Source organism: Halomonas koreensis, from assembly GCF_031451675.1.
Lineage (GTDB): Bacteria > Pseudomonadota > Gammaproteobacteria > Pseudomonadales > Halomonadaceae > Halomonas > Halomonas koreensis.
Genome location: NZ_JARWAK010000008.1, coordinates 155,444 through 174,569, shown reverse-complemented (window position 1 = coordinate 174,569; position 19,126 = coordinate 155,444). Strand labels below are relative to the sequence as shown.

Annotated in this window: 17 protein-coding genes and 3 tRNA genes; 2 read left to right on the top strand and 18 right to left on the bottom strand. The window is 68.4% G+C overall.

Translation table 11 applies throughout. The annotated features are described in order from the left end of the window. Nucleotides 1-5: 5 nt before the first annotated feature. Both oadA and QC818_RS11035 read right to left on the bottom strand, forming a co-directional pair. Nucleotides 6-1,820, bottom strand: coding sequence for a sodium-extruding oxaloacetate decarboxylase subunit alpha (oadA, locus tag QC818_RS11040; protein ID WP_309652912.1), 1,815 nt, complete (start codon nucleotides 1,818-1,820; stop codon nucleotides 6-8). Between the two features lie 55 nt (nucleotides 1,821-1,875). Beyond that, nucleotides 1,876-2,124, bottom strand: a complete 249-nt coding sequence (locus QC818_RS11035; RefSeq protein ID WP_309652911.1) for an OadG family protein — start codon at nucleotides 2,122-2,124, stop codon at nucleotides 1,876-1,878. A gap of 116 nt (nucleotides 2,125-2,240) precedes the next feature. Between QC818_RS11035 and QC818_RS11030 the strand changes: the two genes are divergently transcribed. Next, entirely contained in the window at nucleotides 2,241-3,254 is a 1,014-nt protein-coding gene (locus QC818_RS11030) for a tRNA dihydrouridine synthase (RefSeq protein ID WP_374710083.1), read from the top strand. 510 nt (nucleotides 3,255-3,764) lie between these two features. On the opposite strand, the gene QC818_RS11025 is transcribed toward QC818_RS11030, so the two are convergent. From QC818_RS11025 to QC818_RS10980, 10 genes are all read right to left on the bottom strand, one after another. Further along, nucleotides 3,765-3,841, bottom strand: a tRNA-Arg gene (locus tag QC818_RS11025). A 66-nt stretch (nucleotides 3,842-3,907) separates the two neighbouring features. Next, nucleotides 3,908-3,984: transfer RNA gene (locus QC818_RS11020), tRNA-Arg, on the bottom strand. A 20-nt stretch (nucleotides 3,985-4,004) separates the two neighbouring features. Next, nucleotides 4,005-4,097: transfer RNA gene (locus QC818_RS11015), tRNA-Ser, on the bottom strand. 85 nt (nucleotides 4,098-4,182) lie between these two features. Beyond that, nucleotides 4,183-4,386 (bottom strand): carbon storage regulator CsrA, encoded by a 204-nt coding sequence (gene csrA / locus QC818_RS11010; protein ID WP_309652910.1) that lies wholly within the window; start codon nucleotides 4,384-4,386, stop codon nucleotides 4,183-4,185. Between the two features lie 183 nt (nucleotides 4,387-4,569). After that, a complete protein-coding gene (locus tag QC818_RS11005) occupies nucleotides 4,570-5,820 on the bottom strand; it encodes an aspartate kinase (RefSeq protein WP_309652909.1) in 1,251 nt (416 codons plus the stop codon). Nucleotides 5,821-5,926: 106 nt separating this feature from the next. After that, on the bottom strand, nucleotides 5,927-8,533 hold the full coding sequence (alaS, locus tag QC818_RS11000; protein WP_309652908.1) for an alanine--tRNA ligase: 2,607 nt from the start codon (nucleotides 8,531-8,533) through the stop codon (nucleotides 5,927-5,929). A 130-nt stretch (nucleotides 8,534-8,663) separates the two neighbouring features. Further along, a complete protein-coding gene (locus QC818_RS10995) occupies nucleotides 8,664-9,128 on the bottom strand; it encodes a regulatory protein RecX (RefSeq protein ID WP_309652907.1) in 465 nt (154 codons plus the stop codon). Between the two features lie 3 nt (nucleotides 9,129-9,131). Beyond that, nucleotides 9,132-10,193: a recombinase RecA gene (recA, locus tag QC818_RS10990; protein ID WP_309652906.1), complete on the bottom strand. Its 1,062-nt coding sequence runs from the start codon at nucleotides 10,191-10,193 to the stop codon at nucleotides 9,132-9,134. Between the two features lie 161 nt (nucleotides 10,194-10,354). Continuing rightward, nucleotides 10,355-10,849: a CinA family protein gene (locus QC818_RS10985; RefSeq protein WP_309652905.1), complete on the bottom strand. Its 495-nt coding sequence runs from the start codon at nucleotides 10,847-10,849 to the stop codon at nucleotides 10,355-10,357. A gap of 312 nt (nucleotides 10,850-11,161) precedes the next feature. Beyond that, entirely contained in the window at nucleotides 11,162-11,290 is a 129-nt protein-coding gene (locus tag QC818_RS10980; protein ID WP_309652904.1) for a hypothetical protein, read from the bottom strand. 164 nt (nucleotides 11,291-11,454) lie between these two features. Between QC818_RS10980 and QC818_RS10975 the strand changes: the two genes are divergently transcribed. Continuing rightward, a complete protein-coding gene (locus tag QC818_RS10975) occupies nucleotides 11,455-11,694 on the top strand; it encodes a DUF1654 domain-containing protein (RefSeq protein ID WP_309652903.1) in 240 nt (79 codons plus the stop codon). A gap of 32 nt (nucleotides 11,695-11,726) precedes the next feature. Here QC818_RS10975 and QC818_RS10970 read toward each other — a convergent pair whose 3' ends face one another. The 6 genes from QC818_RS10970 to QC818_RS10945 all read right to left on the bottom strand — a co-directional run bounded on the left by QC818_RS10970 (nucleotide 11,727) and on the right by QC818_RS10945 (nucleotide 19,124). Next, nucleotides 11,727-13,508, bottom strand: coding sequence for a hypothetical protein (locus tag QC818_RS10970; protein ID WP_309652902.1), 1,782 nt, complete (start codon nucleotides 13,506-13,508; stop codon nucleotides 11,727-11,729). Continuing rightward, nucleotides 13,501-14,106 carry a hypothetical protein gene (locus QC818_RS10965; RefSeq protein WP_309652901.1) on the bottom strand — a complete coding sequence of 202 codons (606 nt, stop codon included), beginning with the start codon at nucleotides 14,104-14,106 and terminating at the stop codon, nucleotides 13,501-13,503. The genes QC818_RS10970 and QC818_RS10965 overlap by 8 nt, the downstream gene beginning before the upstream one ends. Before the next feature lie 4 nt (nucleotides 14,107-14,110). Beyond that, on the bottom strand, nucleotides 14,111-15,292 hold the full coding sequence (locus QC818_RS10960) for a hypothetical protein (RefSeq protein WP_309652900.1): 1,182 nt from the start codon (nucleotides 15,290-15,292) through the stop codon (nucleotides 14,111-14,113). A 71-nt stretch (nucleotides 15,293-15,363) separates the two neighbouring features. Beyond that, a complete protein-coding gene (locus tag QC818_RS10955) occupies nucleotides 15,364-15,711 on the bottom strand; it encodes a hypothetical protein (protein WP_309652899.1) in 348 nt (115 codons plus the stop codon). 78 nt (nucleotides 15,712-15,789) lie between these two features. Continuing rightward, the gene (locus QC818_RS10950; protein ID WP_309652898.1) at nucleotides 15,790-16,281 is read right to left on the bottom strand and encodes a DUF4124 domain-containing protein; all 492 of its coding nucleotides are present in this window, start codon (nucleotides 16,279-16,281) and stop codon (nucleotides 15,790-15,792) included. A gap of 47 nt (nucleotides 16,282-16,328) precedes the next feature. Continuing rightward, nucleotides 16,329-19,124, bottom strand: coding sequence for a phage tail tape measure protein (locus QC818_RS10945; protein WP_309652897.1), 2,796 nt, complete (start codon nucleotides 19,122-19,124; stop codon nucleotides 16,329-16,331). Nucleotides 19,125-19,126 lie beyond the last annotated feature (2 nt).

Sequence of the window (19,126 nt, the reverse complement as noted above, 5' to 3'; positions counted from 1 at the left end):
GTCCCTTAGAGCACGACCAGGGCGTCGCCCACGGCCACGCTGTCGCCTTCGCTGACCTTGACCGCCGAGACGGTGCCGGCACTGGCCGCACGCACCTCGGTCTCCATCTTCATCGCCTCGAGGATGATCACCACGTCGCCCTCGGCGACGCTGTCCCCCGGGCCGACGTTGACCTTGAAGATGTTGCCCGCCAGCGGCGCGCTGATGGTCTCGCCGGAGGACTCGGCGGCCGCCGGCTGTGCCGGGGCCGGCGCGGCGCCCTGCTCCTGGACACGATCGATCTCGCCGCCCTCGGCGACCTCCACCACGTACTGCTTGCCGTTGACGGTGATGGTGTAGGTCTCCGGGCCGCCGAGGGCGGCCGCCGGCGCCTGGGCGGGGGCCTGGGCGGGGGCCTGGGCGGCCGCGGCTTCGGGGGCCTGGGGCGCCGGCTCGAAGGCGTCCGGGTTGTCGCGGTTCTTGAGGAACTTCAGGCCGATCTGCGGGAAGAGCGCATAGGTCAGGACGTCGTCGATCTCGCGCTCGCCCTCGGCCAGGCGGATGCCCTCCTCCCGGGCCTTGGCGCGCAGCTCGTCGCGCAGGCGATCCATCTCCGGCTCGAGCCGGTCCGCCGGCCGGCAGGTGATCGGCTCGCCGCCTTCCAGCACGCGGGCCTGGAGCTCGGCGTTGAAGGCGGCCGGGGCCGCGCCGTACTCGCCCTTGAGCAGCGCCTGGACCTCCTTGGAGATGGACTTGTAGCGTTCGCCCATCATCACGTTCATCACCGCCTGGGTGCCGACGATCTGCGAGGTCGGGGTGACCAGCGGGATGTAGCCCAGGTCCTCGCGCACCCGCGGGATCTCCTTGAGCACCTCGTCGAGGCGGTCGCCGGCGCCCTGCTCCTTGAGCTGGTTCTCCATGTTGGTGAGCATGCCGCCCGGCACCTGGGCCACCAGGATCCGCGAGTCGATGCCCTTGAGCGAGCCCTCGAAGGCGGCATACTTCTTGCGCACCTCGCGGAAGTAGGCGGCGATGTCCTCGAGCGCCTCGAGGTCCAGGCCGGTGTCGCGCTCGGTGCCCTGGAGCATGGCCACCAGCGACTCGGTGGGGCTGTGACCGTAGGTCATCGACATCGAGGAGATGGCGGTGTCGACGTTGTCGATGCCGGCCTCCACGGCCTTGAGCGCGGTGGCGGTGGACAGCCCGGTGGTGGCATGGCACTGCATGTGGATGGGGATATCCAACTTCGCCTTCAGCCGCGAGACCAGCTCATAGGCGTCGTAGGGCTTGAGCAGGCCGGCCATGTCCTTGATCGCCAGGGAGTCGGCGCCCATGTCGGCGATGGACTCGGCGAGCTCGACCCAGCTGTCCAGGGTATGCACCGGGCTCAGGGTGTAGGAGATGGTGCCCTGGGCGTGCCCTTCGTTGGCACGCACCGCCTGGATGGCGCGCTCCAGGTTGCGCGGATCGTTCATGGCGTCGAAGACGCGGAAGACGTCGACGCCGTTGGTCCGGGCACGCTCGACGAAGCGGTCGACCACGTCGTCGGCGTAGTGGCGGTAGCCGAGCAGGTTCTGGGCGCGCAGCAGCATCTGCTGGCGGGTGTTGGGCATGGCCGACTTCAACGCCCGTATCCGCTCCCACGGATCCTCGCCGAGGTAGCGGATACAGGCGTCGAAGGTGGCCCCGCCCCAGGACTCCAGCGACCAGAAGCCGACACGGTCGAGCTTCTCGGCGATGGGCAGCATGTCGTCCAGGCGCAGGCGGGTGGCGAACAGCGACTGGTGGGCATCGCGTAGCACCACATCGGTGATGCCCAAGGGACGAGCGTTCTCGTTCATGGGAAGAAGGTCCTTGTCGTTGTAAATGGAGGGAGGGAAGCGGACACTGGCGGGCTCAGCGATCCCGATCGCGGCGATAGCGATGCACCGCGGCGCTGATCACGGCCATGAGATCGTCGTCCCGGGCCGCCGGGGCGCGCCGGGACGGCACGGGGGCGGCGGGGGCCGGCTCGGGGAAGAAGCGCCCGATCACCTTGGACATGAGCGTCGTGGTGATCACCAGCACGGTAAGAAAAACAAACACGAACCCCATGCCGAGCCCCATGAGGGCGAGCCCCTCGTGCAAAAGCTGCGAATCCTGCATGCGACAACCTCCTCGTCGGCGCCGCCACCTTGCACGGAAAGAACGTGATTCGGCGGACTTGCGCAAAAAAGCTGACCCTATAAGCTGCCACACTCCCGATCGAAAGCAATGGCGCCATGGTAGAAGTCAAAGTTGTTAATTTACTACACAAGGGTCGTATCGGCCTAGCCCCGATGGAAGGGGTGATCGATGCCGTGACCCGCGACCTGCTGACCCGCACGCCCGGCTTCGACTGGACGGTGACCGAGTTCGTGCGGGTGGTCGACACCCGGCTGCCCCCTCGCGTCTTTCATCGGCACTGCCCCGAGCTGACCGCACCCCCTCCGGCGACCCCCGCCGGGGTGCCGGTGCACCTGCAGCTGCTGGGCTCCGACCCGGCGGCGCTGGCGGCCAACGCCCGACAGGCCCTGCGCCTCGGCGCCTCGAGCCTGGACCTCAACTTCGGCTGCCCCGCCAAGCTGGTCAACCGGCACGACGGCGGCGCCTCCATGCTGCGCGACCCGCACCGGGTGCGCGACGCCGTGGCCGCCGTCCACGACGCCGTAGGCGACGCCATCCCGGTGACCGCCAAGATCCGCCTGGGCTTCGCCGACCGCCGCCTGGCGCTGGCCTGCGCGCTGGCCGCCGAGGCCGGCGGCGCCCGCCAGCTGGTGGTCCACGGCCGAACCCGCAACGAGGGCTATCGCCCTCCGGCCCACTGGGAGTGGATCGGCCGCATTCGCCAACGACTGTCGATCCCGGTGATCGCCAACGGCGACATCTGGACCCTGGAGGACTACTGGAAGGCCCGCACCCTGTCCGGCTGCCGGGACGTCATGCTCGGCCGCGGCGCCCTGGCCGACCCCGGCCTGGCGCCACGCATCCGCCACTGGCAGGCCACCGGCCGACGCCTGCCGCCGACCTCCTGGGAGGCCCGGGCCGGCCTGCTCGCCGAATATGCTGCAACGCAGCGTAACACACTCCCCGAGCGCATCGTCACCTCCCTGCTCAAGCAGTGGATGAACCACATGCGCGGCCGGGATGCCGAAGCCGCCCGGCGCTTCCAGGCGCTGCGACGGGTCAACGACCTGGATGCCTTCCTGGAGGGCCTGCAGCGCCCCGCCCTAGCCGATGCGGCCATCCCGGCCTGAGACCTCCATCCGCCCCGGGGCGGCGCCTGCCCGCGCAAAGACAAAAAATGGTTCAGCGCAGATCGGCGTGAAGTCGCTGCACGGCTCAGCTTGGCATGGTGGGCGTGCTCTTCGTGGGAGCGATCTTCAGATCGCGATCCGCCGCGCAGCGGCGGCGATAGCGGCACCGCTGCAGGATCTCCCCCGGGCGCCTATCGGCGCCTTTCGCCCAATGAATTGGGCTCCCACGATGACCTGCGCGATGGCTCTGTCCCGCTGATAGGGCGCTTCGCGGGAGATTCTATGTTGCCCGCCCGGCCTTGAGGGGCTCTGAAGCGCCGAACCGAGTGCCCCACAATGGCATTCACGCCAAGCTGCGAAGAACCAAAAAAGAGGCGCACGTCGCAATGCGACGGCGCCTCAAACGATCGCGGAACCGGGGCCCCTCTGTGGGCACGCCGATCCGGCTAGCGAGAAACGGGAAGGGAAAAAACAGAAGACCCGCCCTCACGGGGAGGGCGGGTCGGAATCTGGCGCGCCCGGGAGGATTCGAACCTCCGACCACCTGATTCGTAGTCAGGTACTCTATCCAGCTGAGCTACGGGCGCTGACGGCAATGCCGGGCATTGCGGGATGACGTGTCTCGGATCGAGAGCGCCGTCTCCGGCGGAAGGTGGCGCGCCCGGGAGGATTCGAACCTCCGACCACCTGATTCGTAGTCAGGTACTCTATCCAGCTGAGCTACGGGCGCATACTTCCACGTCGACGATGTGGCGGAGAGGGAGGGATTCGAACCCTCGAAGGGGCTATAAACCCCTTACTCCCTTAGCAGGGGAGCGCCTTCAGCCACTCGGCCACCTCTCCCTCATCGACAGGTGCGTATCCTACCGATTTGGCAGGGCAATGTCCAGAGCCCGCGAGATTTTTTCTCGCCGGCCGGGACGGGCGCTCAGGCGCCGGTCTCGTCGTCGTCGGCCTCCACGTCGGTCTTCTCGCGCTGGATGCGCTGGTAGATCTCCTCGCGGTGCACGGCCACGTCCTTCGGCGCGTTGACGCCGATGCGGACCTGGTTGCCCTTCACGCCCAGGACGGTGACGGTGATGTCGTCGCCGATCATCAGGGTTTCGCCGACGCGGCGGGTCAGAATGAGCATGACTGATCTCCTTCTCAGACTTCTGACTTGCGGGATGCTCGTCTGTCATGGCCCGGGACGCCATACGGCGAACGGGATGCCAGGCAACGACCATGACACCCCATGGGCTCGTTGAAAGGAAGCCCGGCCGATGGCGCCGGGACTCCCCTACAAGCGTAGAAGCTGACGACGGGATTCGAAGCGTTATTCGCTCTCGATGTCGTCCTTGTCGAGCCCGAAGGCCTGGTGCAGGGCGCGCACCGCGAGCTCCATGTGCTTCTCGTCGACCACCACGGAGATCTTGATCTCGGAGGTGGAGACCATGCGGATGTTGATGTTCTCCTCGGACAGCACGCGGAACATCTTGGAGGCCACGCCGGCGTGGGAGCGCATGCCGACGCCCACCAGGGAGACCTTGGCGATCTTGTCGTCGCCCTTGACCTCGCCCTCGCCCAGGGCGGGCAGGACCTGCTCCTCGAGGATCTTCAGGGTCTGCTTGTAGTCGCCCTTGGCGACGGTGAAGGTGAAGTCGGTGTAGTCGCCGGCCGGGGCCACGTTCTGCACGATCATGTCGATCTCGATGTTGGCGTCGGCGATCGGGCCCAGGATCTTCGAGGCCACGCCCGGCACGTCCGGGGTGTTGAGCAGGGTCAGCTTGGCCTCGTTGGCGGTAAAGGCAATGCCGGAGATCAGCGGTTCTTCCATGGAGTCCTCGTCTTTGTCGGAATCTGCAACGATCAGGGTGCCGGGGCCGTCCTGGAAGCTGGACAGCACGCGCAGCGGCACGTTGTACTTGCCGGCGAATTCGACGGCGCGAATCTGCAGCACCTTGGAGCCCAGGCTGGCCAGTTCCAGCATCTCCTCCACGGTGATGGTGTCCAGGCGCTGAGCCCGGGAGCAGACCCGCGGGTCGGTGGTGTAGACGCCGTCGACGTCGGTGTAGATCTGGCACTCATCGGCGTTCAGCGCCGCGGCCAGCGCCACGCCGGTGGTGTCGGAGCCGCCGCGGCCGAGGGTGGTGATGTTGCCCTCCTCGTCGACGCCCTGGAAGCCGGCGACCACGGCCACCTGGCCGTCGTCCAGGTCCTGGCGCATGTCCTCGGTCTCGATGCGCTGGATGCGCGCCTTGGTGTGGGCGCTGTCGGTCATGATGCCGACCTGGGAGCCGGTGTAGGAGGTGGCCGGCACGCCCAGCTTGTGCAGGGCCATGGTCAGCAGCGAGATGGTCACCTGCTCGCCGGTGGACACCAGCATGTCCATCTCGCGCGGCGTGGGCTCGTCGTTGATGTCGTTGGCCAGGCCGATCAGGCGGTTGGTCTCGCCGCTCATGGCGGAGACCACGACCACGACCTGATGGCCGGCGTCACGGAAGCCCTTGACCTTCTCGGCCACGGCCTTGATGCGCTCCACGGAGCCCACCGAGGTGCCGCCGAACTTCTGTACGTATAGTGCCATGTGTCGTTGTCCCTCGTGTCGGTTTAGCGTTGGAAGGGGGAAGCGTGCGAAGGGCCGGATAGACCAGGGGCCGAAGGCATCGCTGCCTCCGGCCCCTTTCGCCGAACTAGAGTCGTTCCTCGACCCACACCGGGACGCTCTCCAGCGCCGTCGGCAGGGCCGCGGCATCGCTGCCGCCGGCCTGGGCCATGTCCGGTCGACCGCCGCCCTTGCCGCCCACCTGGGCGGCGACGTGGTTGACCAGCTCGCCGGCCTTGACCCGGGCGGTGAGGTCCTCGGTGACCCCGGCGATCAGGCTGACCTTGCCGGCGGCCTCGTCGGCCACGCCCAGCACCACGATGCCGGAGCCCAGCTTGTTCTTGAGCTGGTCGAGCATGCCGCGCAGTTCCTTGCCGGACACGCCCTCCAGCCGCTTGGCCAGGACCTTGACGCCCTTGACCTCATGGGCCTCGCCCAGCATGTCGTTGCCGGCGGCGCTGGCCAGCTTGGCCTTGAGGCGCTCGAGCTCCTTCTCCAGGCCGCGATTGCGCTCGATCAGCGAGTCGACGCGCTCCTCGACCTGCTCGGGCTTGGCCTTGAGCCGCTCGCCGAGGCGGGCCACCCGGGCCTCCTGCTCGCGGAAGTAGGCCAGCGCGCCCTCGCCGGTGATGGCCTCGATGCGGCGCACGCCGGAGGCGATGCCAGCCTCGCTGACGATATGGAAGCAGCCGATGTCGCCGCTGCGGGCCACGTGGGTGCCGCCGCACAGCTCGACGGAGAAGGCGTCGGCACCGATGGTCAGCACCCGCACGTCCTCGGCGTACTTGGCCTCGAACAGCGCCGCGGCGCCGCGGTCCTTGGCCTCATCCAGGGTCATGTGCTCGATGCGGGTGTCGGCGTTGGCCAGCACCTGCTCGTTGACCAGGCGCTCGACCTCGGCCAGTTGCTCGGCGGTCATCGGCTCGAAGTGGCTGAAGTCGAAGCGCAACCGCTCCGGGGTGACCAGCGAACCCTTCTGCTGGACGTGATCGCCCAGCACCATCCGCAGCGCCTTGTGCAGCAGGTGGGTGGCGGAGTGGTTGCGCACCGTGGCCGCGCGCAGCGCCGGGTCGACCCTGGGGGTCACCTGGGCGCCGACCGCCAGGCTGCCTTCCAGCAGCACGCCGTGGTGCAGGTGGTGGCCGCCCTGCTTCTGGGTATCGGTGACCAGGAAGCGGCCGCCGTCGAGCTCCAGGTAGCCGGTGTCGCCCACCTGGCCGCCGGACTCCGCGTAGAAGGGCGTGCGGTCGAGCACCACCAGGCCGCGCTGCTCGGCCTCGAGGCCGGCCAGGGCGTTGCCTTCGCGGTCGACGACCGCGGTGACGGTGGCGCGATCCTCCAGGCGCTCGTAGCCCGTGAAGTCGGTCTCGCCCTCCAGGTCCAAGGCCGCGCCGTAGTCGGCGCCGAACTGGCTGGCCGCCCGGGCACGCTCGCGCTGAGCCTCCAGCTCGCGCTCGAAGCCGGCCTCGTCCAGCGACACGCCGCGCTCGCGGCAGACGTCGGCGGTCAGGTCATAGGGGAAGCCGTAGGTGTCGTAGAGCTTGAACACCGTCTCGCCGGGCAGGGTGTCGCCGCCGAGGCCGTCCAGCGCCTCCTCGAGCAGGCCCATGCCGTGATCCAGGGTCCGGGCGAACTGCTCCTCCTCCTTGAGCAGCACGCGCTCGATCTGGTGCCGGGCCTCGCGCAGCTCCGGGTAGGCCTCGCCCATCTCGGCATCCAGCGCGCCCACCAGCTTATGGAAGAAGCGACCCTCGGCGCCGAGCTTGTGGCCATGGCGCACCGCGCGGCGGATGATCCGACGCAGCACGTAGCCGCGCCCCTCGTTGGAGGGCAGCACGCCATCGGCGATCAGGAAGGCGCAGGAGCGGATATGGTCGGCGATCACCCGCAGCGAGGGCGTGGTGGTGTCGGCGTGACCGGTGGCCCGGGCCGCCGCCGCCAGCAGGTTCTGGAAGAGATCGATCTCGTAGTTGGAATGCACGCCCTGCATCACCGCAGCGATGCGCTCCAGGCCCATGCCGGTGTCGATGGACGGCTTGGGCAGCGGGTGCATCTCGCCCGAGGCATCCCGGTCGAACTGCATGAAGACCAGGTTCCAGATCTCGATGTAACGGTCGCCGTCCTCTTCGGGGCTGCCGGGAGGGCCGCCCCAGACCTCGGGGCCATGGTCGAAGAAGATCTCCGAGCTCGGCCCGCAGGGCCCGGTGTCGCCCATCTGCCAGAAGTTGTCCTCGTCGAGCTTGGAGAAGCGCTCGGGGTCGACGCCGATCTCGTCCTTCCAGATGCGCTCGGCCTCGTCGTCGCTGACGTGGACGGTGACCCACAGCTTGTCCTTGGGCAGCCCCAGCACCTCGGTCAGGAAGGTCCAGGCGAAGCGGATGGCGTCGCGCTTGAAGTAGTCGCCGAAGCTGAAGTTGCCCAGCATCTCGAAGAAGGTGTGGTGGCGGGCGGTGTAGCCGACGTTGTCCAGGTCGTTGTGCTTGCCGCCGGCGCGCACGCAGCGCTGGGCCGAGGTGGCGCGGACGTAGGGGCGCGGGTCGCGGCCCAGGAAGACGTCCTTGAAGGGAACCATCCCGGCGTTGGTGAACAGCAGCGTCGGGTCATTGCCCGGCACCAGGGAACTGGACGGCACGATGGTGTGCCCCTGCTCCTCGAAGTAGCTCAGAAAGGCCTGTCTGATGTCTGCGCTTTTCATGGGGTATCCGTGGCGATAGGCATGGTGGCCCGCTGGGCGGGCGTTGCAGCCGTCATCGGACTGCCACCCGGGGCGTTCGCAAAGGGAGCCATTATAGCGCACAGATCAAGCGACTAAAGGGGCGGGAGGATCAGGCGTCGTCCCAGGCATGCGCCAGGGCATGTCGGAGCTGGTCGAAATCGAAGCCGCGACCGGCCAGGAAGCGCTCCCGGCGGGCCCGCTCGCGGGGGGCCTGGCCGGGCCCGTCGAAGCGCCGGGCGAGGGTCTCGGCGGCCAGGGCGAACCAGTCGACCTCCCCCGCGGCCTCGTCGAAGGCCGCCCGGGCGGTGGCCTCGTCGATGCCCCGGCGGGACAGCTCGGCGCGGATCCGCACCGGGCCCTGGCCGCGCGCCACCCGGGCGCGCAGGAAGCTCTCGGCGAAGCGCGCATCGGACTGCAGGCCCTGCTCGACGAGCGCCGCCAGGCAGGCCTCGACCGCCTCGGGGCCATGCCCCTTGGCGGCCAGGCGCTCGCGAAGCTCCGCGCGGGCGTATTCGCGTCGCGCCAGCAGGCGGATGGCGTCCTCGCGGGGCGAGGCGTCGTCGGCCCGCGCCACGGCCTAGAGCAGCTCGCCGCCGCGCTCGCCCGATGCCGCTTCGGCGGCGGCCTCTTCCTCGCGGGGCTCCGGCGTGGCCAGCAGCTGGGCGCGGATCTGGCTCTCGATCTCCTCCATCACCGCCGGGTTGTCCTCGAGGAACTGGGCGGCGTTGGCCTTGCCCTGGCCGATCTTGTTGCCCTGGTAGCTGTACCAGGCGCCGGCCTTGTCGACCAGGCCGCACTGCACGCCCAGGTCGACTACCTCGCCGGCGTGGTAGATGCCCTTGCCGTAGAGGATCTGGAACTCGGCCTGGCGGAACGGCGGCGAGACCTTGTTCTTGACCACCTTGACCCGGGTCTCGTTGCCGGTGACCTCGTCGCCCTGTTTCACCGAGCCGGTGCGGCGGATGTCCAGGCGCACGCTGGAGTAGAACTTCAGGGCGTTGCCGCCGGTGGTGGTCTCGGGGCTGCCGAACATCACGCCGATCTTCATGCGGATCTGGTTGATGAACACCACCATGCAGTTGGCGGTCTTCATGTTGCCGGTGATCTTGCGCAGGGCCTGGGACATCAGGCGAGCCTGGAGGCCGACGTGGGAGTCGCCCATCTCGCCCTCGATCTCGGCCCGCGGGGTCAGGGCCGCCACCGAGTCGATGATGATGACGTCGACCCCGCCGGAGCGCACCAGCATGTCGCAGATCTCCAGGGCCTGCTCGCCGGTGTCGGGCTGGGACACCAGCAGGTCGTCGAGATTGACGCCGAGCTTCTCGGCATAGCTCGGGTCGAGGGCATGCTCGGCGTCGATGAAGGCGCAGGTCTTGCCCTGCTTCTGGGCCTCGGCGATCACCGACAGGGTCAGGGTGGTCTTGCCCGAGGACTCGGGACCGAAGATCTCCACCACGCGACCATAGGGCAGGCCGCCGATGCCCAGCGCGACGTCCAGGCCCAGCGAGCCGGTGGACACCGAGGGCATCGCCACGCGCGGGGCATCCCCCAGGCGCATCACGGTTCCCTTGCCGAACTGCCGGTCGATCTGGGAAAGCGCGGCGTCGAGCGCCTTGGAACGATTGTCGTCCTGAGCCATGTGGGTCTCCTAAACGGTCGCCGTGGGGCACGGCGCTGACGAAACGTGGGTCGTGGCGACGGGCCGCACGGCCCGCCGAAAGCACTGTATGACTGCACAGTAGTATGACGAAAAACATGGCGCTCGGCCAGCCCGATCCGAGCGGACTGGCCGATACCATGCTAGCCGTTTTCCAGCTCGATGATCAGCCCCTCGAGGGCGGCGTCCACGGCCTGGTTCCGCACCGCATCCCGCTCTCCGGGAAAATGGCGACGCTCGGCGCGCACCCGCTCGGCGCTGCCCCAGGCCAGCCAGACCGTGCCCACCGGCTTGTCCTCGCTGCCGCCACCGGGACCGGCCACGCCGCTGATTGCCACGGCCAGATCGGCGCCGCTGTCGCGGCAGGCCCCGGCCACCATGGCCTCCACCACCGCGCGGCTGACCGCGCCGTGCGCCTCGAGCAGCGCCTCGGGCACGCCCAGCAGACGCGTCTTGGCCGCGTTGGCGTAGGTCACGTAGCCGGTCTCGAAGTAGTCCGAGCTGCCGGCCACCTCGGTGATGGCGCAGGCCACTCCCCCGCCGGTGCAGGACTCGGCGGCGGTCACGGTCACGCCCCGGGCCCGGCAAAGCTCGCCGAGCGTCTCGGCGAGGCGGCAGGTCTCGGGCGATACGGACATCGGCTTCCCTCCAAGTTCTCGCGCCCAACCGCTCGCCGCTCAGCATGATGCGCGGGCGCCGGGGACAGGCAGTAGAGGGGCTCTTTTGCCATGGAGGGCAAGAGTGGCGCCCAGGGAGGGGGTCACAGCGCCCCCTCGTCGGTCAGGCGCTCCGGGACCTGTCGACGGATCAGCCCGCGCCAACATCGGCGGCGGTGGCCCTGAGGTTGTCTCGACGACCCTGACGCCGGCCGTCCTTGAGCGTAGAATACTGGCTTTGTCCGCGATATGCATGGCGTGTCGGACGCCATCCCGAGCCTTCGTTCTTCACCGTCATCCCAGCCAGTCAAGGAAGCCCATGTCACAGGCCAGCGCCAAGCACACGCCGATGATGGCCGCATATGGACGGGCATCCAGCGCCAGCAGCCGATACCCCGCGCCGTTGCTGGCCTGATCAACCACCTGGCACCACCTCCCCACCCCGCCAGATGGCATGGAATGGCGTCCGGTTTGCCCCATTCATGCCCCACGCCCTGATCTCACAGGGCGTTGGCCCCTCCCCTTGCATCCTCCACCCCACCCTGCCGATACTGGATACCCATCCAGTCACGACAGGGAGAGGCGCCATGGATCAGCACACCCCCACCAGCTACGAGCAGCTCGGCCGCCGGGTGCAGCAGCAGCTCGCCGCGGCGACCCGCCGGCAGCAGTATCAGCTCACCCTGGCGCCCTGGCCGGATGACGACCCGGCGGACTGGGAGCGCCTGCTCGAGGAGTTCGAGACCCACGGCAACGTGGACATCACCCGGCTGGAGACCGGCGAGGTGCTGATCAGATGGAACCCGGCCGAGGCGGTGTGTAGGTGATCGCCAACGCTTCGCGTCAGCCGATTCCTCCGTCAGATTGTCCGGTAGATCTCGCTATAGCTCAGGTCCGTGTTGGCGGCGATCTGCTGCTTGTGGGAACTGGGCGCGATCACCCGCTCCGGCGCCGTCACCCCATCCTTGTAGACCTTGAACGTGTACAGGTAGGGGATGGTGCGCTCCAGAGCCGGGGCATAGTCATAGTGAGCCAGCGTCACCAGCAGATGATCGTCATCGGTCGATACCACCACGTCCGTCGACAGCGTGCCCGTGGAGTAGTGCTGCTTGTACCCGTAGGCACCGTACCAAGTGCCCAGGATGACATCGCCTTCGCTGTCGACGTTGTCGGACACATGGCAGTCGAACACTGTTCCATTGACGGTGATCGTGGCCGCATAGCTCCTCGGCGGGCTCTCCTGCACGATCGGCTCGCTCGGCACCGGGGTATCGGTCACGGTGCGCGGTTCGCTCCCCATGTTCAGGGTGCCGTGCTGGGTGTCCTTGATCAGCGAGATCGAGAACGACGTATCCATGCTGATCGCCACGGCCAGGCCGTCGTAGGTGAAGTCGACGGTCACCGTCAGGGTGTCCGTGACGTCCTGGGAGTAGCGCCGGCCGTAGGTGTTCTCGTCCACGGCGTAGAAATGGGACTCATAGCTCTGGGTCAGGTCGCGGTCGAGCGTGACATCGATGTCCGGCGCGGATGTGGCGCCACCGGCATCCGCCACGGTCTCGCTGAAGGTGTGCGCGATGCTGTCGATCGTCCAGGGCACCACGGTGTTGCCGTCGTCGTTCAGCTGATTGATGGCATCCACCGCATACTCGGTGACCTGGCTCTCCTGAATGGTGTAGTCCTCGCCGTCCCAGTAGAGCTGCGGCGCCACCTCCACGTATTTGCTGGGGTCGTCTGCCATGGCCATCCGGGGATAGAACCACAGGCCGTCGCAGCGCCGCGGGTTGCTCTCGAATCCCACTACCATCGGCGCGTCGGTGTTGCCGCTGAATGCCACCAGCACCCGGTCCCCTACTTCGAAGGCATCGCCGTGGCAGTTCATGTAGTAGATCGGCACGTCCGCGTAGGCGGACTGGGCGTTCACGTTCAGCCCCTGCTGGCTGCTGCTGGCCGCGTCCAGGGTGATGTCGCAGAGATCGTTGTTGAGGGCGTCGATGGTGGCAATGCGGAACGTCGGCCGCCACTTCTGCCAGCCGGGCAGCATCGCCAGGGAGTAGAACACCCCGGCCGGCGTGCCGGAGAGTGCCGGCTGTATGGCGCCGTCACTGCTCGCGGACCAGGCCGCCCCGTCGTCGAACCCCGGGCGCACCAGTAGCTGGCCGATCTCTCCCGGCACCTCCGCGGTGGCCACCTCGCCTCCCAGGCCCTCGCTGTAATCCGCGCACCAGGCGTCAACCTGGCGCAGCGCCGGCAGGGCGTCGATCAGGTCGATGCGCCGCTGCAGGGCGAGCCGCTCGGCTTTCAGGGCGCGGATGTCGGCGGCGATGGCGTCGCGCGTTGCCGTCGCCGCCAGCAGGGCCTCGGCGGTTTCCGTCAGCGCCTGGCGCAGCTCGGCATCCGGCTCCCCGCCACCGGCCAGGGCCGCCTGGTAGTCGGCGATGGCCTGGTCGCGATCGTCGGCGGCGGCGTCCACATCGGACTGAGCCGCCGCCAGGTTGGTCTCGAGCTCGCCGATTCGCCCATCCAGGGCCGACACACGCTGCTCCGCCAGCGTCCGGCGAGCGTTGGCACGGGAGCGGTCCTCCATCACCTCGACGGTGTAATGGCCCGCTCCGTTGTCGACGAGGATCCGCCCCCTACCCATCCTGCAGCACCTCCATGAACTCCACGATGTCGTTGATGAAGTGCTGGATGACGCCCACGGGGAACTCCACCCCATCGATGTCCCGGGCGTTATGCCCGGGGCGCAGGAACAGGTCGATGCCACACCGCACCCGGCGCACGCCGGTATCGCTGGTGCTGCGGTACTGTACGGCGCGCAGGTCCCGAGTCGTCATCGTGGAGGGGAACACCTCCCCATATCCGCCCAGGGTCAGCCGGGTATCCGTCGCGCCGGCGTCGCTGCGCAGCGTCTCGAACGGCGCCTCGGCAATCGCCTCCAGGGGCGAGAGGGAGTCGTCGGCGTAGCGGTACCCCTTGCGCAGGGTCATGGTGGCGCCGGCCAGGGTCTCGAGTTCGTCGATATAGAGATCGCCGGAGGGAACAACGGCCTGCAGGAACGACTGCCCGCTCAGCCGCATCGTCGACTGGGCGCTGCTGATCGGCACGCGCAGGCTGCCCACGTCCAGCACATAGACGGTCCGGCGTTCCAGCGGCGCTTCGGCCTCCCAGTCGTCGACCCCAGGCAACGAGGACGCCCCGTTCAGGGTGGCGCCATTGAGCGTAGAGCCGTTGAGCATCACGGCGTCAGACCTCCATTACATAGCCGTGGAGCACGACGCGGCCGGTCATCGCGGTGGCATCCGCCGCGGTCGCCACCTCGGCATGCACGGCCGTCACCCCCTGGTCAGGAATGAGCGACGACGCCTGCTGACGCTCGTGCACCGCGGAGGCCGTGATCGTCGTGGCGCCCATGATGTCGTTGCCGCCGGAGGTCGTGCCCAGCTTGATGTCGGGGGCGGTGTTGATGGTGTCGACCGACAGCAGCACCACGTCGATGCTGTCGATGAACAGCACCGAGGTGTTGGAGGAGCCCGTCGGCATCGTCAGCGTGAACGACGCGCCCAGCATGGTCAGGTCCAGGGTCTCGGTCTGCAACACCACGCGCGAGGCCACCAGGTACGCGGCATTATTGGTGGAGGCATCGAAATACTCCCGGGGCGCTTTGGCCAGCACCGGCACAGCGTTGATCACCATGCCGCCGGCCAGCGCCAGCCGGACGCCAGCGCCGATGGCCACGCTGTCCGGCTCATCGGGCCCCAGGCTGTAGCCGATCGCGATTGACTGATACCCGCTACTCCAGGTCCAGGCGCCCAGGGCGATGGCGCGATTCGCGTTGGCCACCGTATGGTCGCCGAACGCGATCGCCTCGTCCGCCGGCGCCTGGGCATACGCACCGCCCGCGAGAGACTGCGCCCCATCGGCCTGCGACTCGCGGCCCAGGGCGGTGCCCTCGAACCCCGCTGCGCTGCCATAGGCGCCGATCACCGTCGCAGACTGTGCTGTGGACGTGGCCCCGTCGCCGATCACCGTGGCACTGACGATCGTTCCGCCGGAGTCGTCGACCGTCGCGTTGTAGCCCAGTGCCAGGTTGCCGTCGGAACGGGCCCCGGGCGCCTGATTCTGTGCGAACGCATCCGCCGTCGCCGCCGTCAGCCGCATCTCCACCGGCGTGCCGCTGGGCCACGGAGACTGCGCCGTGGTGCCCTCCTGTTCACGCACGATCGTCACGTCGTCGCCGCTCACGCCGGTGGCGTGCACGATCTCCTTGGCCCCGGTGCTGGGGTTCAGCAGCGTCAGCGTGTAGACGAAATCCGTGGTCGCCGCCGAGAGCTTCGAGCCGCCCCCGTCCAGCGTCATGGTCGTGGCGCCGGCGGCGAGGTCCGCGGCCAGGGTTTGCTCGAAGTTGTTCACGAAGCCGTAGCGCATGGAGTTTCCTCAGCCAGAAAAAAGCCCCGCACACTGGCGGGGCTCATGTTCAGGGTGGCGATTGAGTCGGGTCAGGCAGTGCCGCGGATCAGCAGGGTCAGGGTCTGGCGGTTTTCGTCGAAGCGCTGGGGTGCGGCGGTGAAGCACCCGTCCGGCAGGCTCACCGTCACGTTGCCGTGCAGGCGCAGCAGGCGCCGGGCCTGGTCGAGGCGGGCTCGGGTCGCGCCCTCGAGGGAAACGATCACGGTGCGGTCGCCGGGCACATGGCCGCGGTCGGTGACAGCCACGCCGCCGTCGAGGGTGCGGGTGCGGCTCACCCGGCGCTCGATCCCCTCCGCCTCGGTGCCCTCACGCCAGGGCAGCAGCATCGCGCCCTCGGGGTCATAGGTCCGGGCCGCCAGGCCGATGTGGTAGGTCATGAGGTGTCCTCTATCGAGCGGGCACGAAAAAGCCCGCCGGGTGGCGGGCTTCCGGAGGGCATGTCAGGCGAGCGCCAGCTATTCGACTCCCTGGGCATAGGAGTTGGCGACCTCTCCGTCGCAGACCATCACCGTGCGGTAGGGATCGCGCCAGCGCAGGTGCTTGCAGCTACGACCCCCGGACTGGCTGATGTTCACGCTGTCCGGCGTGCCATACATCCTCCGGGCGTCGCGCTCACTCATCCCCTCAGCCACGATGCCGGAGCGCCGGGCCTGTCGCTCCACGCGACGCTGCTCATCACGTTCACGCTCACGGGCAGCCGCAGCAGCATTGGCTCGGGCAGCTTCTCGCTTCTCACGGTGAATGCGCTCCTGCAGCCACCGCTGAGAGGCGTGGTCAATGCCACCTCCCATCTGGGAAAACGTGCCATCCCCTGGCGCTGCGGAGCGCCCTTCTACGCACGGGGTCTGCTGATAGACGGTCCGCCCATCCATCTCGCACTTGTAGACCGCATGAGCGGTCGCCGGCGCCATCAACAACACCAGCATCGCGAGCATCGCCTGTTTCATGATTCTGCCTGGCTCCCTGTGCTGAATCCCCTAGTCAGGTTAGCACCTCACCCAATCCCCAGCAGGAACTCCGCGCCCTCGGCGTTGGCTCGCAGCTGGACTTTCTCCAGCACCTCCCACAGCAGCATGTCCAGCGCCGGCTCTAGGCCGGTGGAGTCGATCTTGATCAGCCCGTCGCCGCGGCGCAGCGCCTCGGTCTTGGCGCGCATCTGCTCGATCTGCGCCTCGGTCAGACGCTGCTGCAGCCTGAAGGCCTCCTCGCGGCGGCGGTTCTCGTCGTCGAGAACCTTTTCCAGGTCTAGCTCCTGCAGCCGCGACAGGTTCTCGCTGCCCAGCGTGCCGTAGAGGCTGGAGAGCGTGTCGCCGGTGCTGGTGATCGAGGTGTTCAGCGACTCGAATACCGCCTCCACCCGCCTCACGTCCGCCTCGATCTGGGCCGTCTGGATCTCGGCCGAGAACTCCATGCGCTTGATGCGCTCGTTGCTGGCCAGCTCCTCCAGCGCCAGCTCCTGCTCGAGCACGGCGTCCCGGGCTTTGAGGATGGCCTCCTCGGATTGCAGGGCAGCATCGGCGACCTGCTGCTGGGCCTGCTCGCCGGTCTCGGCGCCGCTCTTCATGGTCTCGTAGTAGCTGGTCAGCTCATCGAACTGAGCCTGGCTGATCAGCCCCTCGTCGAACGCCAGGCGCACCTTGTCGTAGGCCGCCTCCAGCTCGCCGATGTTGGTGACGTTCTCGTAGACGCCCTCGCCCACCGCCTTCCAGGCGTCCTCCACCGGGCCGATGGCCTCGAGCATGCTGCGCAGGCTCTTGGTGGTGGCCTCCTGCTCCTCGCGGAACGACTCGCTGCTCTTCCAGGCCTCGTCGACCACCTGCTCCCAGTCGGTGTACTGGGCGGCCGAGGAACGGATCGCCTGCGCCTGGCGTTCGGCCTCGGTCGAGGTGTCGCCCAGGCTCCGCACCCAGTCGGCCAGGGCCTGCTGGCTGGCGTTGACCCGGTCCTGCAGGGTCTCCTGGGCTTCGGCGGCGGCGACGTAGTCGTCCACGGCGTAGTCCCACACCAGGCGGCCGTCCTCGACCGCCTGCGCCAGCTCGGCATGGGCACGGCGGCTTTCGTCGATGGCGCGGTTGGCCTCGAGCATCTGCTCGCCGGCCTTGAACACTGCGGTGCCCACGGCGCCAGCGGCGGCCACCAGGCCCAGCGGCCCGGTCAGCACGCTCACCATGCCCTTGAGGATGGGGGTGCCCTTGGCCACCACGCCGCCGGAACCGGCCAGGCCGCGCACCGCACCGGTGGTGGCCAGGGCGGCGGTGGCCAGGGTGTTGATGACGATCGACAGCCCGCCGATGGTGCCCGCGGCGGCGAACACCGCCGGGTCCAGCTCGAGGAACCAGCCGGTGAGCTCGGCCAGCTGCTCGAGGAAGGGGCCGATGCCCTCGATGGCCCCGCCCACATACTCCGAGAGCGCGCGGAAGCCGAGCCCTAGCGTCTCGATCACCGACACCAGACCATCGGCACTGGTCAGGTCGGCGCCGTCGAAGAGATTGCTGACGGCCCGCTGAATGGCTTCGATCCCTTCGAAGAAGCCGGAGAAGTCGGCCTCCTCCAGGGCCTCCGGCAGGTTCTGCGCCACGTCGCGCAGGGTCTGCTCCATGCCCTGGAACATGCTCTCGAGCTGGTCGACAAACGCCTCGAGCTGGCCACCGTCCACGCTCACGCCGATGGCGTTGAAGATCGCGGCGATGGCCTCCTGAATGCCGCCGAACTCGTCGAGCAGCGGCGTGCCCACGCCGACGAACGCCGCCTCCAGCGCGTTGCGGATACTCTGGCTGCCGTTCTCCACGGTGCCGCGCATCTTCTCGAACGCGGTTTCCGTGGCGCCGGCGCTGTCGCCCATGGCGCCGATGGTCTCGGCGAACTTCTCGGCGCCCAGACCGGTCAGCGTCAGCGAGCCGTTCAGGGCCTCCACGTCGCCGAACAGCAGCGACATCTGCTCGGTGCTGCCGCCGGTGGCCTCGCCCACGTCGCGCATGAACTGCGCGAAGCCTTTGCTTTCCAGCGCCGAGGCGTTGAACTCCAGCCCCAGCTCGGCGGCCATGTCGCGGGCCTGGCTGGTGGGCTTGAGGATGTTGGAGATCGCCCCGCGCACCTGGGTGATCGCCTCGGCGGTACCGGAGCCGGTGGCGGTCAGCGTGGCCACGGCCGCCAGCAGCTCGTCGAAGCTCACGCCGGCGGTCGCCGCCAGACCGGTCACGGCTGCCAGCGAGTTGCCCAGCTCGGGCAGCGTGGTCTGGCCGGAGCGCACGGTCTGGAACAGCAGGTCAGAGAATCGCTCGGCCTCCTCCATGCCCACGCCGTAGGCGTTGAGCGAGGACACCAGCACCGTCAGCGACTGATCGAGATCCGCCTTGCCGGCGATGGCCAGGCGCTCGGCCTGGCGCACAGCGTCCAGGGAGTCGGCGTAGTCGATGCCGGCGGAGATCGCGCTGTAGACGGACTGGTTGATCTGCCCTAGCGACTGGGTAGAGTCGCGGCCGTAGGCCTGAATCTCCGCGCGGAAGTCGCCCAGCGCCTCGATGGGCTGGTCGATCAGCGTGGCGATCTCGCGGAACTGGGCGTCGAAGTCACCGGCCAGCTTCACCGCGAACGCCGCGGCCGCCGCGCCGCCGGCGAGCAGCGCGCCCTCGAACTTGAACGCCGCCAAGGTGGCATCGGCCATCGGCTGAGAGGCGTTGCGCACCGCGGCCGTCAGGCTGTCGAGCTTGCGGGTGGAGGAATCCACCCCGGCGCCCATGCGGTCGACGCCCTCGAAGATGATGGCGACGGTCTTTTCGAGATCGGCCATGA

Bases quoted from the DNA above. Each gene is read 5' to 3' on its own strand.
- QC818_RS10950 (WP_309652898.1), bottom strand. From the start codon at position 16,281: ATGAAACAGGCGATGCTCGCGATGCTGGTGTTGTTGATGGCGCCGGCG.
- recA (WP_309652906.1), bottom strand. From the start codon at position 10,193: ATGGCTCAGGACGACAATCGTTCCAAGGCGCTCGACGCCGCGCTTTCC.
- QC818_RS10945 (WP_309652897.1), bottom strand. From the start codon at position 19,124: ATGGCCGATCTCGAAAAGACCGTCGCCATCATCTTCGAGGGCGTCGAC.
- QC818_RS10960 (WP_309652900.1), bottom strand. From the start codon at position 15,292: ATGCGCTACGGCTTCGTGAACAACTTCGAGCAAACCCTGGCCGCGGAC.
- alaS (WP_309652908.1), bottom strand. From the start codon at position 8,533: ATGAAAAGCGCAGACATCAGACAGGCCTTTCTGAGCTACTTCGAGGAG.
- QC818_RS11005 (WP_309652909.1), bottom strand. From the start codon at position 5,820: ATGGCACTATACGTACAGAAGTTCGGCGGCACCTCGGTGGGCTCCGTG.
- QC818_RS10970 (WP_309652902.1), bottom strand. From the start codon at position 13,508: ATGGGTAGGGGGCGGATCCTCGTCGACAACGGAGCGGGCCATTACACC.
- QC818_RS11035 (WP_309652911.1), bottom strand. From the start codon at position 2,124: ATGCAGGATTCGCAGCTTTTGCACGAGGGGCTCGCCCTCATGGGGCTC.
- csrA (WP_309652910.1), bottom strand. From the start codon at position 4,386: ATGCTCATTCTGACCCGCCGCGTCGGCGAAACCCTGATGATCGGCGAC.
- QC818_RS10985 (WP_309652905.1), bottom strand. From the start codon at position 10,849: ATGTCCGTATCGCCCGAGACCTGCCGCCTCGCCGAGACGCTCGGCGAG.
- QC818_RS10975 (WP_309652903.1), top strand. From the start codon at position 11,455: ATGGATCAGCACACCCCCACCAGCTACGAGCAGCTCGGCCGCCGGGTG.
- oadA (WP_309652912.1), bottom strand. From the start codon at position 1,820: ATGAACGAGAACGCTCGTCCCTTGGGCATCACCGATGTGGTGCTACGC.
- QC818_RS11030 (WP_374710083.1), top strand. From the start codon at position 2,241: ATGGTAGAAGTCAAAGTTGTTAATTTACTACACAAGGGTCGTATCGGC.
- QC818_RS10955 (WP_309652899.1), bottom strand. From the start codon at position 15,711: ATGACCTACCACATCGGCCTGGCGGCCCGGACCTATGACCCCGAGGGC.